This window comes from Leuconostoc lactis KCTC 3528 = DSM 20202, from assembly GCF_014651235.1.
GTDB lineage: Bacteria > Bacillota > Bacilli > Lactobacillales > Lactobacillaceae > Leuconostoc > Leuconostoc lactis.
The window spans coordinates 1-1464 of the sequence record NZ_BMWM01000054.1 but is presented as its reverse complement, the minus strand read 5'-3'; the positions used below and the strand labels follow the sequence as shown (position 1 = coordinate 1464).

General features: G+C 38.5%; 2 protein-coding genes. Both read right to left on the bottom strand.

Annotated elements, in window-relative coordinates:
• Positions 1-97: 97 nt before the first annotated feature.
• Complete coding sequence (locus tag IE039_RS08270; RefSeq protein ID WP_010002314.1) at positions 98-802, bottom strand: adaptor protein MecA; 705 nt, start codon at positions 800-802, stop codon at positions 98-100.
• A 71-nt stretch (positions 803-873) separates the two neighbouring features.
• The gene (gene spx, locus IE039_RS08265; protein WP_010002316.1) at positions 874-1308 is read right to left on the bottom strand and encodes a transcriptional regulator Spx; all 435 of its coding nucleotides are present in this window, start codon (positions 1306-1308) and stop codon (positions 874-876) included.
• Positions 1309-1464 lie beyond the last annotated feature (156 nt).

Genomic DNA, 1464 nt, shown 5'->3' with positions numbered 1-1464 from the left:
CACCATTAAAGACCTTGATGGGTTTTTCTGTCCACTTAAATGTTCAACTTAAATTTTACAATCTGCCTTATATCAAAAAAACGCGTTACCGCGTCTTTTAGAATAAGTTTTTGATTTGCTTGAGTGCATCACGTTGCATCACTAATTCACCATGTTCCCGTAAGACATCATTTTGTACTGTCGTTACCGTCGCATATTCGAGAATCATCGCCTTTTGGTCTTTCATCATCTCATGGCTGACATCATCCTGATCGTAGTGCAAAGTGAGATAGAAATCTGACTGATAACGGTATAGGTCTGAAGCATGATCTAAGCGATTAGTTAACTGCGCAATTGGAATAATCGCTTCAAAGTACGGTAATTTAACGGTCAATAGATTGTCCACAGGCTGTTGGTTGTTCGCCACTGTTGTGGCCGCATGCGGTTGTGATGATGAGACAGTCTGACCATCATCTGTTTGCCTTAATGCTGAGCGACGTTCATCAGAAACTTGATCAATTTCTTCAGATTGATGCTTGGCATATGACATCAAGTTGTTAATGATATCCCCAACTTGATGTTCTTCATCCAACCGTGAGATGAACAATTCTAAGCCATTACGGTTGGGTAAAATTTGAAAAGTTACTTGGTCTTCTTCATTAAAGTCATGATCAACATCAACTTCTGATAAAATGCTATAAAAAAATGATTCGATTTTATCATGATTACCAAGTAATTCCATGATTGAAATGCCACGTTCTTGCAGATCACTGTTTTCAATCATGACACGAATTGTATTATCATTGATACGTTCCATTTCCATAGTGGCATACCACCTTTCTATAAAATAACGTCGCCGACTTTTGTCATGGTAAAGAAAAAAGACTGACGTGCTCAGCCTTCTTCAACCACTAAATCTTTTGCCTCTTCTGCGAAGTCAGCTTTAAATGTTGCGCGAATTAACTCTCGCTGACGAACTTCACGTGGTAAAAAGCGACGAATTTCATCATCATTGTACCCAATTTGCATGCGCTGATCGTCAAGAATAATTGGCCGCTTCAGTAAAGACGGATACATGACGATGAGGTCAATCAATTTATTAATTGACATATCATCTAAGTCAATCGTCAACTCAGAAAAAATTTTTGAGCGCGTTGAAATTAATTCTTCCGTCCCATCTTCAGTCAATCGTAACATTGCTTTGACATCTTCCGCACGCAACGGTTCTTTATTTAAATTACGTTCAATAAATGGGAGATTATGGTCAACCAGCCATTGTTTTGCTTTACGACAAGAGGTGCAACTCGGAGACGAGTATAATGTAACCATAAAATGTTGCCCTCCTTGAAATATACTAAGTTTATTATAGCAAAAATATTAACAAAAGTACATGACAATAATTTAAGGCAAATAAAAAAGCACTCTTCTCAGAGCACTTCCTATGTACGGCATCGCATCTTCCTATCCTCGCAGCCAGCGATCCGG

What these genes read in the sequence shown, in the direction of transcription:
- IE039_RS08270 (WP_010002314.1), bottom strand. Translation starts at nt 802, where the DNA reads ATGGAAATGGAACGTATCAATGATAATACAATTCGTGTCATGATTGAA.
- spx (WP_010002316.1), bottom strand. Translation starts at nt 1,308, where the DNA reads ATGGTTACATTATACTCGTCTCCGAGTTGCACCTCTTGTCGTAAAGCA.